Below are 13,958 nucleotides of genomic sequence, written 5' to 3'. Positions count from 1 at the left end.
AACAACGGGACGCTCGAGGACCTCGAGGCGGGCCTAGCAGTTCAGAAATCGCGGGCCAACAGCAACCGCGCGCAGAAGGAAGGCTGGGAAGCCGCTGGCCTAGCAGTTCAGAAATCGCGGGCCAACAGCAACCCCAGGGGGTACACGCTCGACGCTTCCGCTGGCCTAGCAGTTCAGAAATCGCGGGCCAACAGCAACGGGGGGCAGTGATCACCGGAGGGGTGCTGAGGCCTAGCAGTTCAGAAATCGCGGGCCAACAGCAACTGGGCGGCCAGCGGCTGCTGCGAGGAGCCGGGCCTAGCAGTTCAGAAATCGCGGGCCAACAGCAACGATTTCCGGCAGCTCACAATGCTCGAGGATGGCCTAGCAGTTCAGAAATCGCGGGCCAACAGCAACGCGCGCCGACTTGTCCTTGCTGGTCGGATCGGCCTAGCAGTTCAGAAATCGCGGGCCAACAGCAACACATTGCCCTTCGTGGCATTGCCGGTAAGCGGCCTAGCAGTTCAGAAATCGCGGGCCAACAGCAACGCCGCGAAGCGTGCCCAGAAATCGCCCATGGGCCTAGCAGTTCAGAAATCGCGGGCCAACAGCAACGAAGGTTGCGCGCTGGTGTTCGTGCTGGAGGGGCCTAGCAGTTCAGAAATCGCGGGCCAACAGCAACAGTGGTCTCTCCCATGCCGCGCACGCGGGTGGCCTAGCAGTTCAGAAATCGCGGGCCAACAGCAACTGGCGAGTGCCCTCTTCACATGCGCCAGTGAGGCCTAGCAGTTCAGAAATCGCGGGCCAACAGCAACTTGGCAAGGCCATTGTCGATCGCCGTTGCGGGCCTAGCAGTTCAGAAATCGCGGGCCAACAGCAACGGCGCGGCGTTCGGCGTCGTGCTCGCGGGCGGCCTAGCAGTTCAGAAATCGCGGGCCAACAGCAACGATCCGGCGGAGGCGGGCGCGGGGGCGATGGGCCTAGCAGTTCAGAAATCGCGGGCCAACAGCAACAAGGCGTCACCGACTTCCTTGCGCCAGATAGGCCTAGCAGTTCAGAAATCGCGGGCCAACAGCAACAGCATCGGCCGTTGTGTCAATTCACTCCCGGCAACCCGATCCCCGACGATGCAACGACATATCCTCCGACCGCGATCACGATGACCGCAAATCCGCGCTCCAGCCGCGCCTTGCGGCCGCCCAGCAGCTTGCCCAGCGCCATGCCGGCGATCGTCCCGCCCACGCCGCCGGCCATCAGCAGCGCGGTCACGCCCCAGTCGACCAGGCCGGACAGCGCGTAGGAGGTGGCCGTCGTCAGCCCCAGCGCGCTGACCACGACGAGCGACGTGCCGATCGCATAGGATAGCGGCATAGCGGTCGCGAGGATCAGGCCGGGGACGATCAGGAAGCCGCCGCCGATCCCGAAGAACCCGGCGGCACCCCCTACGCCCAGCCCGATCGGGACCAGGCGCGGCAGCAGCACCGCAGCGCTGTCCCGCGTCAACTGGACATCGGGGGCCTCCGCCGCACGCCGCCTGCGCAGCATCGAAAGCCCCACTCCGATCATCAGCAGGCCGAACAGGACAAGCAGCCGCTTGCCGTCAACGGCCTTGCCAAGCTCGGCGCCGAGCGCCGCGCCGATCATGCCCGCCACCGCGAACACACCCGCGCACCGCCACTTCACGCGGCCCGCCCGCGCGTGGCCGATCAGGCTGGCAACCGCGTTTCCCGCGACGGCAACCGCCGCCGTGCCGATCGCGGCATGGGCCGATCCGACGCCGACGACATAGACCAAAAGCGGCACGGCGAGGATCGATCCGCCTCCGCCGACCAGGCCGAGGATCAGACCGATCGCGCCACCCGACAAGATCGCGGCGAGAATCGTGACGATATCCATAATGGCTCAGGCCGCAGCCCGACGGTTCCAGGGCATGATCCGCAGCAGGTTGGCCATGCCACACCATCCCGTTACGCCCGCGAACATCAGGCCCCCGCCGACGAACGCCGACAATCCGAAGAAACCGGGCGCGACGAACAGCCCGAGCAGCACCCCGGCCAGCACCAGCGCGCCGGCAGTGATCTGCACCTGACGCATGATTTCCAGCGGCTGTGCGCGATCGGCGAGCGTCGCCTGCCCGGCCCCGCGCCAGGCATCGATGCCACCTTCAAGAATATAGGCGCGGGTATCGCCAGCGGCTGCGGCGAGCTGCGCCGCATTGCCGGCTGTGCGCATCCCCGCCTTGCAGTGGAACACGATTGGGCGCCCGTCGCATGGCAGGTCGCAGATCCGGTCGAGCGGCACATTGATCGCCCCGGGGATGCGCTCGCGCGCATGTTCGTCGGCGCCGCGAATGTCGATCAACCGCGCACCGGCGTCGATCGCAGCGCGGGCTTCTGCAGGGGAAAGCGTGGCAAGCGTCATTACATCAATCCTTGCAGTAGAGTTGGTAGAGGGTTGCGAGCAGGTTTTCGACGCGCGGATCCGCGATGGCGTACCAGAGCGTCTGGCTCTCCCTCCGATAAGTGACGAGCCCTTCGTCGCGCATCTTCGCGAGGTGCTGCGAACAGGCCGATTGCGACAAGCCGACATCGCGCGCGAGCGCGCCGACGGTCACTTCGCCATGTTCGACCAGCTTGCACAGCAGCATCAGCCGCCGCGGATTGCCGATCGCCTTCAGCGTGTCCGCCACCTGCCCGGCCCTGGTCTCAAAGGTCGCCAAATCCATCGGCGGCTTGATCATCGTCACCTCCATTAGGTATTGCTAATATAGAAGCCTCTAATATATTAGCAAGAGCTAACGGAGAAGATTCATGACACAGCCTTTCATCGAGGCATTTTTCGACGAGCCGACCAACACGATCAGCTATCTCGTCGGCGATTCCGCGACGCAGAGCGCAGCGGTGATAGACCCGGTGCTCGATTTCGACATCGCAAGCGGCGTCGCCGACACGCGCTCGGCCGAGCGGATCCTCGACTTTGCGCGCGAGCATAAGTGGCGGATCGAAATGGTCCTGGAGACCCACGCCCATGCCGATCATCTATCGGCCGCGCCCTTCATCAAGGCGCAAACCGGTGCCTGGATCGGGATCGGCGCGCATATCCGCAACGTGCAGAAAATCTTCCGCCCGGTCTTTGCGATGGACGATCTGAAGACCGACGGATCGGACTTTGACCGGCTGTTCGAAGATGGCGAGCGCTTCGTCATTGGCTCACTGGACGTGGAAGTGCTACACGTGCCGGGGCACACGCCCGCGGATATCGCCTATCGGATCGGCGACGCTGCGTTCGTCGGCGACACGCTTTTCATGCCCGATTACGGCACTGCCCGCGCCGACTTCCCCGGCGGCGACGCACGGACCCTCTATCGCTCGATCCGCCGCCTGCTGGCGCTGCCCGAGACGACACGGCTGTTTCTGTGCCATGATTACAAGGCGCCGGGCCGCGACGAATATCGCTGGGAAACCACCGTGGGAGAACAGCGCCGCTCCAGCGTCCACGTCCATGACGGGGTGAACGAAGACGATTTCGTCGCGATGCGTGAGCAACGGGATGCCGGGCTGTCGGCGCCTAGGCTCCTGCTGCCCTCGATCCAGGTCAACATCCGCGCTGGCCATTTCCAACCGGCAGAGGCGAACGGCGTCAGCTACCTGCGCATCCCCGTGAAGTGGAAAGGCGAGAGCGCCTGATCGACGCGCCGGTCCGGATAAAGAGCACCCTGCGCGCGCGAGCGAGACGCCGCCCCCGCGCCCGTAGAAAAGACCGGCATTTTCTCCCGTAATCCATCACGGCCATCCCCTGAACCGGGGGTGCCATGTGCTTCGCCAAACGGTTAGGCGGCACTGCTCGCATCATTGTTCGGCGAGGGATCGAGGGAGGGTTCGTATATGACCGGCAAGTTGGCCACCAGCATTATGCCAGGCACGCCCATGGGGCTGGCGGCCACCTTGGGTGCGGCAGTCCTGCTCGCGACGCTGCCGAGCCAAGCCTGTGCCCAGGTCACCGGATCAGAGGAAATCCCTGGGAGCCCCGAGGGCGACGAGAATGGCGCGAACACGGACTCGGACGCAGTCGGTTTCGTCGCGATATCCGGAGATGGTTCGACGGTGATCGGCTATCACAACAAGCTGATCAACAAGCTGCCGGTGCGCGAAGCCTGGAGCTTCTCGCCCACCAGCGCCGTCAAGCTGGCTCAGCCGACTGGCTATCTGCATTTCTATGCGTCCGGCGTATCCGACGACGGATCGGTGATCGTCGGGGAGGCCCGCATCGATTCGCGCATCGGCACGCCGATTGGCATCAAATGGGTCAACGGCGCAGTCAGCATCCTCGAGAGGCCGGCCAATGCTGCCAGCTACGTGGCTCTGGTAGTAAGCGGCGATGGCAACGTCATCGCTGGCCATTCGCTCATCTCGAACATGGCTATTCCCGTGCTGTGGACAGCGGGCGGCGCGCCTGAACAATTGCTGCAGATCGGCAAGACCACACCCGAGCAGAACGGCGTTACGTTCAACGCCGAGATCAAGGCCATTTCCCGCGACGGATCGGTCATCACCGGCGTCGGCGGTCCGGGCCAGCAATTCCAGAACGGAACGATTGTCGGGCCGAGCATCCAAGCGCTGCGCTGGACGCGCGAAACCGGATTTGTCGCGCTGGGCGTGTTGCCGACCCACAGCAACGCCGGCGCATCGAGCTGGGCGAACGACATCTCGGCCGATGGGAAAACGATCGTCGGCTTTTCGCAGCAGGGCGGTGTGATGGGCAACGACCTGCAAAAGAACGACAATTCAGTCGCCGTCAAATGGACCGCGGCCGGCATCGCCGCCCTGCCCAAGCTGCCGGATCAGCTCCAATCGAGCGCGACGGGCGTAAGCGCCGATGGCAGCGTGATCGTTGGCCAGGCGCTGGTGCCCGGCATGATGATCGGCACCCTGCAAGTAAACGAATCGAAAGCGGTGCGCTGGTCGGGGGGCAGCGTCCAGACCGTCGCGGCATGGCTTGCCGCAGCCGGCGTAAACAACGGCCAGAACCAGTATCGTCAGGCCGTGGGCGTCAGCGACGACGGCAACGTCATCATTGGCTATGGGAACCTCAACGGACACGGGCAGGCGTATATCGCCCGCGGCGCAGGCTCGACGCCGACGCCTACTCCCGCTCCCACACCCACACCCACACCCACACCCACACCCACGCCTGCCCCAACACCCACGCCAACGCCAACGCCAACGCCCACTCCTACCCCCGCGCCAACGCCTGGGGTTATCGGCCTCACGGACTTCACCACCTCGGTGCTTCAGGCCTCGCCCAACCGGGTGCTGCAGGGTGGGCTCGGTCTAGCAATGTGGGGAGCGCATCACCGGCTCCTCACCGATTATGCGTTGCCGGGAAGCGGTTGCGCGTGGGGCGTGCTGGATTACCGGCGCAACGGGCGCACCAATGCCGATAGCGTGATGGCCGAGGCCGGTGCGTGCATGGATGCCGGGCCGCTGCGGCTCGGCGCGGGCATCGGATACGACCGGAGCGACACGGATCTCGCGCTGGGGGGCAAGCAAAAGGTCGATGGATGGCACGGCATGGCCGAGATCGACCTGCGCCTGGGCGAAAGCGGCGCCATTCTGGCCGGCACCGCTATTTATGGTGACTGGGATGTGCGCCTCAACCGCAACTACCTGAACGGGGCGACTACGAACACCAGTTCGAGCACGACCGATGCGCAGGGGGTCGCGCTCCGCGCCAGGCTGGACTGGACCGATATGGTGGGAGACAGCCGCTTCGGACTGACCCCATCAATCGGCTATACGTGGAGCAAGATCACCATCGATGGCTACACCGAGAATGGCGGGGGCTTTCCGGTCACGGTCGGCCGTTCGGTGGACGAGGCGTCGGAAGGCAGGTTGGGCCTGACGAGCCGGTTCACGCTCGCCGAAGCGACCACGCTCCGCCTGCGCGGGGAGTATATCCATCGCTTCGACCGGTTCGACACGGGGCCGGCATTCCAGATCATCGGCACCGGCATGGGCGGCACTGCGGGCCAGTACGCGGTGGACCGCAACTATGGCCGACTTGGCGCGGATATCGACCAGCGGATCGGGCGCAACGGCATATTGTCGCTCTCCGCGCATCAGACCGTTGGGAACACGCTTGGCAATCCGTTCTCGGTAAGCGCTTCGCTTCACTTCGGCTTCTAGAAGAGGCGGGCGGGACAGCGCGATGCTTGCGCTGGGTCCCGCCCCCATCGATAAAGCCAGGCGATGAATCAGCCTCAAATCCCGCAATCGGCGGATCGCCGCACTTTATTGATCGGCGGCGGCGCTTTCCTGCTTCAGGGCTGCCTGTCCCCTGCCAGCACCGTATGGCCCAACGAAGCCGCCATCGCCGAGCTTCGCGCGCTGGAGCAAAGCGCGAACGGTCGGCTGGGGGCCTATATTCTAGACACCGCCACGGGGCTCGGGTTCGGCTGGCGCGAGAATGAGCGCTTTGCCCATGCCAGTTCGTTCAAGATGTCGCTGGCGGCGATGATCCTTGCGGGAGCGGATGCTGGCACGATCGATCCTGATGAGGTTCTTCGCTGGACAAGCAAGGATATGCTCTGGGTCAGCCCGGTGACAAAAGCCAACCTGGACAAAGGACTTTCGATCCGGGAACTGGCGAAGGCGACATTGATCACCAGCGACAATACGGCCGCCAATGTCCTGATGCGCAGGCTGGGCGGGCCGGAGAAGGTAACAGCATTCTGGCGGTCGATCGGCGACAATGTCAGCCGACTAGACCGCTACGAGCCCGAACTGAACGAGACGCCACCCGGAACCGATCTGGATACCACGACCCCCGCGGCGATGGCGGCGAGCGTTGCGCGGCTCGTCCACGGCGACGCGCTCGCGCTGCAAAGCCGCGCGCTTCTCAGGGCCTGGATGGCCGAAGTCAAAACCGGGCAGGCCCGCATCCGTGCGGGCTTCCCCGCAGAATGGCATTCCGGCGACAAGACCGGCAGCGGGATCGGCAAGAGCAAGCATGTCTATGTCGATCTCGCTTTTGGCGGGCCGCTGGGGCGCGCGCCGCTGATCGTCACCGCATATTTCGAACCGAAGCGCCTCGCGGAGCCGATGGACCCGCAGGCCGAAGCCGCACTCGCTGCGGTCGGACGGCTTGCCGCGGCAAGCCTATCAAGACGTTGATGCCGCCAATTTCCCTCAGGTGAAGGCGATCATCCTGGGCGGGCCGCGCCAATATGCGGTTTCGGGCGCACTGATCGGAAAACCAGCCTGCGCCAATCCCCGGATTGCCCGGTCGAGCTGCGCCGCCACGGCAGCTCCTGCAGCTGCGAGCTCCGGGCGCTGCATCCATTCCATGCTGATCAGATAGCCATGCCCCGCCCGGACAAGGATACCGTCGGCGATCATCGACTGGAGATTCCGCCGAACGGTGGAATAGGGCGCTGCGGTGGCGCGAGCCAGCGCGCTTGCCCCCACCGGCGTGCGCAGATGATCGGGAGGAGGCGTGGCAGCATCCTTGTAGCGTCCGGAAAGCTCGGGATCGAAAGTGTAGCGCCGCGCATTCGCGGCCATCACCGCGATATAGACGAAAGCGCGCTGCCAGTTCGGCGTGGGCTGCGCCGGCAGCCCGAATTCGAACGCATGCAGCAGCAGATCGATCGCCGCGCGCTCGATCGCTTCACCGGAAATGCCATCTCCGCGCGCTTCAGGCATGGGATAGCCGACGCGCGCCAGATCGCTGACCGTTTTCACCAGATTGTCGTGATACTCCTGGCGCAGCTCCTGCACCATCGGCTGATCGAGCACATGCGCCGGGATGAAGGGGCCGGCAGAGGACTGCTCGGCCAACCCCATCGCAACGAGCTTCTTGCAAAGCCGCCGCACGGTTTCGAACGGTCGGCCGGCGGAACGCGCGAGCGCGCTGATGCTGGTGGGGGCCATCGCGCCCGCACCCGTACCGCTCAGGTCGGCGCGCCGCAGCAGGTGGACGAAGATCAGCCCGAGATCGATATCCCCCTCGAAGCGCCGGGTGAGCGCTGCGCAGAAATGGGTGACGAACTCAGCAACGCCGCGCACCGCGATGCGGGCATAGGGCCTGTGGGGCGTGTGCGGATCTTCGGCTGGTCCGGTTCCGTCCCTGGCGTGCTTCAAGGGCGCTTCGTCCAAGGCGTTATTTGCGTCCGCCGCGCCAATAGAGCAGTCCGGCGACGATCGCGGCGGATCCGATGCCGATCGCAGCGCCCATGCCGAGCTGGCGGGTGCTGGGTGCCCAACGCTGCTTGGCCTGCGCCATCTGCTTTACGGCTTCCAGCGCTTCGCTGCCCTCTTCATGCGTGTGCGGTGCCTCCTCGACGGGAAAGGGCGGCTGGGCGGCTTCAGGTACTGGCGGCTTCTTGCTCATGACGGTCCTTCGTTACGCTGAACAATTCAACGTACCGCTAATGCGGTGGTTTCCCCTCCCCTTGCAAGCCATGAGGAACCGGGCGCAAAAGACGGCATGAACCCGCTTTATGCCGGGATGGGCACCACCATCTTCGAAGCCATGTCAGCCCGCGCACGCGAAACCGGCGCGATCAACCTGGGCCAGGGCTTCGCCGATGGCCGCGGGCCGGAGCCGGTTCTCCAGGCCGCAGCGCGGGCCTTGCTGACGAAATCCAATCAATACCCCCCAATGCCCGGCCTGCCCGAGCTGCGCCAGGCGGTCGCCGATCATTATGCGCGGCATCAGGGGCTTAACCTAAGCGCAGAGGAAGTGATCGTCACTTCGGGGGCGACGGAAGCGTTGGCCGCGGCGATCTTCACGATCGTCTCGCCCGGTGACGAAGTGATCTGCTTCCCCCCGCTCTACGATGCCTATGCCCCGCTGATCCGCCAGGCGGGCGGGGTGCCGGTGTTCGTGCGGCTGCAACCGCCCGAATGGCGGATCGACCCTGCGGCGCTTGCGGAGGCAGTCACCAGCCGCACGCGCGCGCTGATCCTCAACAATCCGCTCAATCCCACGGCGACAATGTCGAGCGCAGGCGAACTTGCCGCGATCGCCGATTTCTGCGTGGCGCATGATCTGATCGCGATCTGCGACGAGGTGTGGGAGCATGTGACCTTTGATGGCGCGCGCCATTTGCCACTGATCGGCTTTCCCGGGATGCGCGAGCGCACCGTGAAGATCGGCAGCGCGGGCAAGATCTTTGCGCTAACCGGCTTCAAGGTCGGCTGGATGTGCGCCGCCCCGCCCCTCGCCCGCCTGCTCGCCAAGGCGCATCAGTTTCTCACCTTCACCACGCCGCCAAACCTGCAATGGGGAGTGGCAGAGGGACTGGCAACGCAGGACGATTGGGTTCAGGCCGCGCGGCATGGCTTTCAGGCCGGGCGCGATCGGCTGAAGGCGGGGCTGGAAGCGGCGGGTTTGGTTGCCCTGCCCTCTGCCGCGACCTATTTCCTGTCGGTCGATCTCGCCGCCTCGGGTATCGCGCTGGGAGACGTGGCATTTTGCAAGCGGCTGATCGAGGCCGGCGTCGTGGCGATCCCGGTATCGGCTTTCTATCCGGACGAACCGGTCACCAGCGTGGTGCGCTTCTGCTTCGTGAAGGAACAATCCACGCTCGATACGGCGATCGAGCGGATCGTCGCTGCGCGCGCAGCCCTATCATAGCGTCGCGCTCAGCGGTGAATATCAATTACCGCGAACCCGGCGGAATCGGCTGCACAAGCTCGCGCGCCGGGCCCCCGACCCAGGAGGCCGGCTGGCTGGCGGGCGGCGGGCCATCCATCGTCACCATGTCGAACGCGTCGCCGCCCAGGCGGCTGGTATCCGCGACCAGCACCGGCGCAGGGTCGGTAAGCTCCCTGCCGGGCGTATCGAAGATATACTCATCGACCACCGACACCTGCCCGCCCATCGCCGTGATCCCATAGAGCTGCCGGGCGAATTCCTTGGGCAGCCGGATGCAGCCATGCGACGCGGGATAGCCCGGCAGGTGGCCGGCGTGGAGCGCGATCCCGTCCCAGGTCAGCCGCTGCATGTAGGGCATCGGCGCGTTCGAATAGAGGTTCGACCGGTGGAAGGTCTTTTTCTGGAGGATCGTGAAGTCACCCGTTGGCGTATCGCGGCCTTCCGAACCGGTGGACACGGTCGAAACCGCGATCAGCTGGCCGCCGCGATAGGTGAAGAGCAGTTGCTGCGGGATGCTGATGACGAGCTTCACCGGCGCCCCGATGCTTGCCCGCTCGTAATGCGGATACCAAAGGAACTCGCCAGGCTTCAGAGCATCGATGGAGGGCAGCATCGTATCGGTCGCGCTCGATTGCGCGGCGGCGGGGCCGGCGGGCAACAGCGTGGCGCTGGTAAGCAGGATTACGGCGAGAAAGCCGGTGCGCATCGAGAAGTAACTCCGGACCCTTTTGCCCGGCGCGGATGCCCGGGATTTCGATTCCTTAACGAAATTAACCTATTTTGGTGCCATCGCCGAATCGGCTGCGATAAATTTCGTCCCAACCGCGCAAGACTGAGGTCCGAAAGGACGAAACGGGCGACAGATGCGGCGAATTGTCCGATGCGGGACACATGTTCAGCGAACTTGGCCGCAAGTCTCTGATATAAGCGCTGCGGGGATTTAGCAGCGGGCAATATTGAAGCTATGCAGAATCTGGATTCGGTGCAGACGCGCCGCACGATGTTGAGGTCGGCTCTTGTAATGGCCAGCGGTGCGGCAGTTTCGGCCTGCGTTTCGCGTGTCGAAACCGCAGTGGCTCCCATCGTTCCGGTGCCAGCCTATGTGCCGCCCCCGCCGATCCCGGCCGCGCCTGCTGTGGTCAAGGCAGCGCCGCGCGCTCCGCTGGGCATACGTCCCGAATTGTTCAAGCAGGCGCTTGCCTCGCTCGATCGCCATTCGATGCGAATACCGTCGCACGACCGCATCGCCGTCGTTGATTTCTCCATGCCTTCCTATCGGCCGCGCCTGTATCTCGTGCATCTTGGGCGGGGTGAGGTGGAAACCTTCCTGGTCTCGCATGGCATCGGCTCGGATCCCCAGCATACCGGCCTGCTCCATCGCTTCTCGAACGAAGTGAACAGCGAAGCGACCTGCGAAGGTGCGTTCCTGACCAGCGACTATTATGTCGGCAAGCACGGCGATTCGCAGCGCCTGCTGGGGCTGGACCCCACCAACAACAACGCCCTCGACCGCGCGATCGTCGTGCACTCGGCCTGGTACGCGAATACCGAGATGGTCGCGAAGCACGGCAAGCTCGGCCGCAGCCAGGGCTGTTTCGCGGTCGGTCAAAAGGAACTGGCCAAGGTGTTCGAACGCCTTGGGCCGGGCCGGATGATCTATTCGGCGAAGGTGTGATCGCGGAAACCCGCCTGCCGACAAAGCGTTAGCCGTCTCTCATCGTGCGGGCTGGCCCCGCCGCTTTCGAGCGTTTAGGGACGTTGCATGAGCGAAACGCTGTCTCCTGTCTTGCCCGACGAAGTGGACCGCGCGGCCCGCTTGCTCCTGGAGCGCGCGTGCGATGACAACATCAGCATCGCAACTGCGGAAAGCTGCACCGGCGGGCTGCTCGCTTCGCTGCTCACCGATGTGGAAGGCGCGGCGCACGCATTCGAGCGGGGCTTTGTCGTCTATTCCAATCAGGCCAAGGCCGAATTGCTGGGCATCGACCCGGAACTGATCGAGGGCGCCGGCCCGGTCAGCGAAGCCGTGGCGCGAGCCATGGCCGAAGGCGCACTGCGGGCCAGCGAAGCGCAGATCGCCCTTTCGGTAACCGGATTTGCCGGGCGCGGCGCACCCGGTGACGAGCCCGGACTGGTCCACTTTGCCTGCGCGCGAACCGGTCGCGAGACCGCGCACCGGGAAGAACATTTCGGCGATGTTGGCCGTGGCCCCGCGCGCATCGAATGTATCCGCGTCGGGCTTGAGATGCTGAGCGAGGCGCTGTGACCCATCCTTTCTATTCGCTTCACCGCCAAGGCATGATCCGGGCCGGCGTGTGCACTCCGATCGCGACGGCAGGCGATCCTGCGACTAACGCTGAAGCGACGATCGCGCTGGCTCGCCAGGGCGATGCGCAAGGTGCGGACCTGCTCGTATTCCCCGAGCTCAACGTCACTTCCTATGCCATCGACGATCTGCATCTGCAGGACGCGATTCTCGACGCCACCGAAGCGGGCATCGCCGCGATCGTCGAGGGGAGCGCCGGTCTGAAACCCGTATTGCTCGTCGGCGCGGCGCTGCGGCGAAACGGCCGGGTCTATAATTGCGCGCTGGCAATTGCGCGCGGTCGCGTACTTGGCGTCGTGCCGAAGACCTATCTACCCAATTACCGCGAATATTATGAGAAGCGCTGGTTCGCGAGCGGCGCGGGGCTGGCCGGGCTCGATATCCACGTGGCGGGCCAGACCGCTCCCTTCGGCACCGATCTGATCTTTGCCGCCAGCGATCTGCCCGACTTCACCTTGCATATCGAGATTTGCGAGGATTACTGGGCGCCACTGCCGCCCTCCACTTTCGGTGCAATGGCTGGGGCGCTGATCCTCGCCAATCTCTCCGCCTCCAACATCGTCATCGGCAAGAGCCGCGAGCGGCAATTGCTCTGTGCCGCGCAGTCCGCCCGCGCAGTCGCGGCTTATCTCTACTCCGCTTCGGGACCGGGCGAGAGCACGACCGATCTGTCTTGGGATGGCGAAGGGCTGATCTACGAGCTGGGCGAATTGCTCGCCGCCAGCGAACGCTTCGAACTGAGCACCGAAATCCAGTGCGCGGATATCGATCTCGAGCGCCTGCGCCTGGAGCGCGCGAGGATGGGTACGTTCAACGATTGCGCCGCGGCCAATGGCCACCCGGAAACGCGCTTCCGCCGCATAACCTTCGACCACCAGCCCGATTTCGCCGATCGCGGCCTGGTCCGCAAACTCCGTCGCTTCCCCTTCGTGCCCAACACGCCGGAAAAGCTGGAGGCAGACTGCTACGAAGCCTTCAACATCCAGGTCGAAGGGCTGCGCAAGCGGCTCGTCTCGACCGGATCGAAGCATATCGTCATCGGCGTTTCGGGCGGTCTCGATTCCACCCATGCGCTGATCGTCGCCGCCAAGACAATGGACCGGCTCGGCCGCCCGCGCAGCGACATTTTGGGCTTCACCATGCCCGGCTTCGCAACCGGCGATGCGACCAAGTCCAATGCGTGGAAGCTGATGGATGCGCTGGGCATCACCGGAGCCGAAATCGACATTACGACAACGGCACGCCAGATGCTCGCTGACATGGACCACCCCTTTGCGCGCGGCGAGCAGGTCTATGACGTGACCTTCGAGAACGTCCAGGCGGGCTTGCGCACCGACTATCTCTTCCGCCTCGCCAACCAGCGCCAGGGCTTCGTGCTCGGCACCGGCGATCTCAGCGAACTCGCGCTCGGCTGGTGCACCTATGGTGTTGGCGATCATATGAGCCATTACGGCGTCAATGCCGGCGTGCCGAAGACGCTGATCCAGTATCTGATCCGCTGGACGCTCGATACCGGCCAGTTCACCGGTGAAGCAGCGGGGACGATCCGCGCGATCCTCGACACCGAAATCTCGCCCGAGCTCGTCCCCGCCGATGCGGATGGCAAGATGCAGAGCACGCAGGACCGCATCGGCCCCTACGAACTCCACGATTTCTTCCTCCATTACGTGATCCGCCACGGCCTCAAGCCGTCCAAGATCGCGTTCCTCGCGTGGCACGCGTGGAAGGACGCGCAGGCCGGCCAATGGCCGCTCGGCTTCCCCGAAGAAAGCCGCCACGCCTATGACCTCGCGACCATCGCGAGGTGGCTTGAGACCTTCCTCTTCCGTTTCTTCCAGACCAGCCAGTTCAAGCGCTCTGCGCTACCCAACGGCCCGAAGGTCTCGGCCGGCGGATCGGTCAGCCCACGCGGCGACTGGCGCGCACCTTCGGACGGCGTAGCGCGGCCATGGCTCGACGAACTCAAGGCAAATTTGCCGTAGCGGTCGCAAGC

13 protein-coding genes and 1 CRISPR repeat array are annotated in these 13,958 nt (G+C 64.7%); of the genes, 7 read left to right on the top strand and 6 right to left on the bottom strand.

Features of this window, described 5'->3' with window-relative positions:
• Nucleotides 1–30: 30 nt before the first annotated feature.
• Nucleotides 31–1,058: a CRISPR direct-repeat array (repeat unit 36 nt; unit sequence GGCCTAGCAGTTCAGAAATCGCGGGCCAACAGCAAC).
• A gap of 16 nt (nt 1,059–1,074) precedes the next feature.
• The 3 genes from SSO01S_RS01770 to SSO01S_RS01760 are packed head-to-tail and all read right to left on the bottom strand — an operon-like array spanning nt 1,075 to nt 2,719.
• On the bottom strand, nt 1,075–1,875 hold the full coding sequence (locus SSO01S_RS01770) for a sulfite exporter TauE/SafE family protein (protein ID WP_066794183.1): 801 nt from the start codon (nt 1,873–1,875) through the stop codon (nt 1,075–1,077).
• Between the two features lie 6 nt (nt 1,876–1,881).
• Nucleotides 1,882–2,400, bottom strand: coding sequence for a rhodanese-like domain-containing protein (locus SSO01S_RS01765; RefSeq protein WP_066794181.1), 519 nt, complete (start codon nt 2,398–2,400; stop codon nt 1,882–1,884).
• A gap of 4 nt (nt 2,401–2,404) precedes the next feature.
• On the bottom strand, nt 2,405–2,719 hold the full coding sequence (locus SSO01S_RS01760; RefSeq protein ID WP_157073582.1) for an ArsR/SmtB family transcription factor: 315 nt from the start codon (nt 2,717–2,719) through the stop codon (nt 2,405–2,407).
• 70 nt (nt 2,720–2,789) lie between these two features.
• On the opposite strand from SSO01S_RS01760, the gene SSO01S_RS01755 reads away from it, so the two are divergent.
• The 3 genes from SSO01S_RS01755 (at nt 2,790) to bla (ending at nt 7,151) form a co-directional block, all read left to right on the top strand.
• Entirely contained in the window at nt 2,790–3,665 is an 876-nt protein-coding gene (locus SSO01S_RS01755) for an MBL fold metallo-hydrolase (RefSeq protein WP_066794176.1), read from the top strand.
• A 198-nt stretch (nt 3,666–3,863) separates the two neighbouring features.
• The gene (locus SSO01S_RS17425) at nt 3,864–6,164 is read left to right on the top strand and encodes an autotransporter domain-containing protein (protein WP_157073581.1); all 2,301 of its coding nucleotides are present in this window, start codon (nt 3,864–3,866) and stop codon (nt 6,162–6,164) included.
• A 63-nt stretch (nt 6,165–6,227) separates the two neighbouring features.
• Nucleotides 6,228–7,151, top strand: coding sequence for a class A beta-lactamase (bla, locus tag SSO01S_RS01745; RefSeq protein WP_083942768.1), 924 nt, complete (start codon nt 6,228–6,230; stop codon nt 7,149–7,151).
• 15 nt (nt 7,152–7,166) lie between these two features.
• Here bla and SSO01S_RS01740 read toward each other — a convergent pair whose 3' ends face one another.
• The gene (locus SSO01S_RS01740; RefSeq protein WP_157073580.1) at nt 7,167–8,120 is read right to left on the bottom strand and encodes a hypothetical protein; all 954 of its coding nucleotides are present in this window, start codon (nt 8,118–8,120) and stop codon (nt 7,167–7,169) included.
• A gap of 19 nt (nt 8,121–8,139) precedes the next feature.
• Complete coding sequence (locus SSO01S_RS01735) at nt 8,140–8,370, bottom strand: hypothetical protein (protein WP_066794161.1); 231 nt, start codon at nt 8,368–8,370, stop codon at nt 8,140–8,142.
• A 96-nt stretch (nt 8,371–8,466) separates the two neighbouring features.
• Here SSO01S_RS01735 and SSO01S_RS01730 point away from each other — a divergent pair, with 96 nt between their 5' ends.
• Nucleotides 8,467–9,618 carry an aminotransferase gene (locus tag SSO01S_RS01730; RefSeq protein WP_066794157.1) on the top strand — a complete coding sequence of 384 codons (1,152 nt, stop codon included), beginning with the start codon at nt 8,467–8,469 and terminating at the stop codon, nt 9,616–9,618.
• Between the two features lie 25 nt (nt 9,619–9,643).
• Here SSO01S_RS01730 and SSO01S_RS01725 read toward each other — a convergent pair whose 3' ends face one another.
• The gene (locus SSO01S_RS01725; RefSeq protein ID WP_066794154.1) at nt 9,644–10,345 is read right to left on the bottom strand and encodes a L,D-transpeptidase family protein; all 702 of its coding nucleotides are present in this window, start codon (nt 10,343–10,345) and stop codon (nt 9,644–9,646) included.
• Nucleotides 10,346–10,603: 258 nt separating this feature from the next.
• On the opposite strand from SSO01S_RS01725, the gene SSO01S_RS01720 reads away from it, so the two are divergent.
• The 3 genes from SSO01S_RS01720 to SSO01S_RS01710 all read left to right on the top strand — a co-directional run bounded on the left by SSO01S_RS01720 (nt 10,604) and on the right by SSO01S_RS01710 (nt 13,947).
• Nucleotides 10,604–11,314 carry a murein L,D-transpeptidase catalytic domain family protein gene (locus SSO01S_RS01720; protein ID WP_066794151.1) on the top strand — a complete coding sequence of 237 codons (711 nt, stop codon included), beginning with the start codon at nt 10,604–10,606 and terminating at the stop codon, nt 11,312–11,314.
• A gap of 87 nt (nt 11,315–11,401) precedes the next feature.
• Nucleotides 11,402–11,905: a CinA family protein gene (locus SSO01S_RS01715; protein ID WP_066794148.1), complete on the top strand. Its 504-nt coding sequence runs from the start codon at nt 11,402–11,404 to the stop codon at nt 11,903–11,905.
• On the top strand, nt 11,902–13,947 hold the full coding sequence (locus SSO01S_RS01710) for an NAD(+) synthase (RefSeq protein WP_281178661.1): 2,046 nt from the start codon (nt 11,902–11,904) through the stop codon (nt 13,945–13,947). The genes SSO01S_RS01715 and SSO01S_RS01710 overlap by 4 nt, the downstream gene beginning before the upstream one ends.
• Nucleotides 13,948–13,958 lie beyond the last annotated feature (11 nt).

The organism is Sphingomonas soli NBRC 100801, assembly GCF_001591025.1.
GTDB lineage: Bacteria > Pseudomonadota > Alphaproteobacteria > Sphingomonadales > Sphingomonadaceae > Sphingomonas > Sphingomonas soli.
Note: the sequence above shows the minus strand (reverse complement) of the source record. Positions and strands in the feature narration are given on the sequence as shown.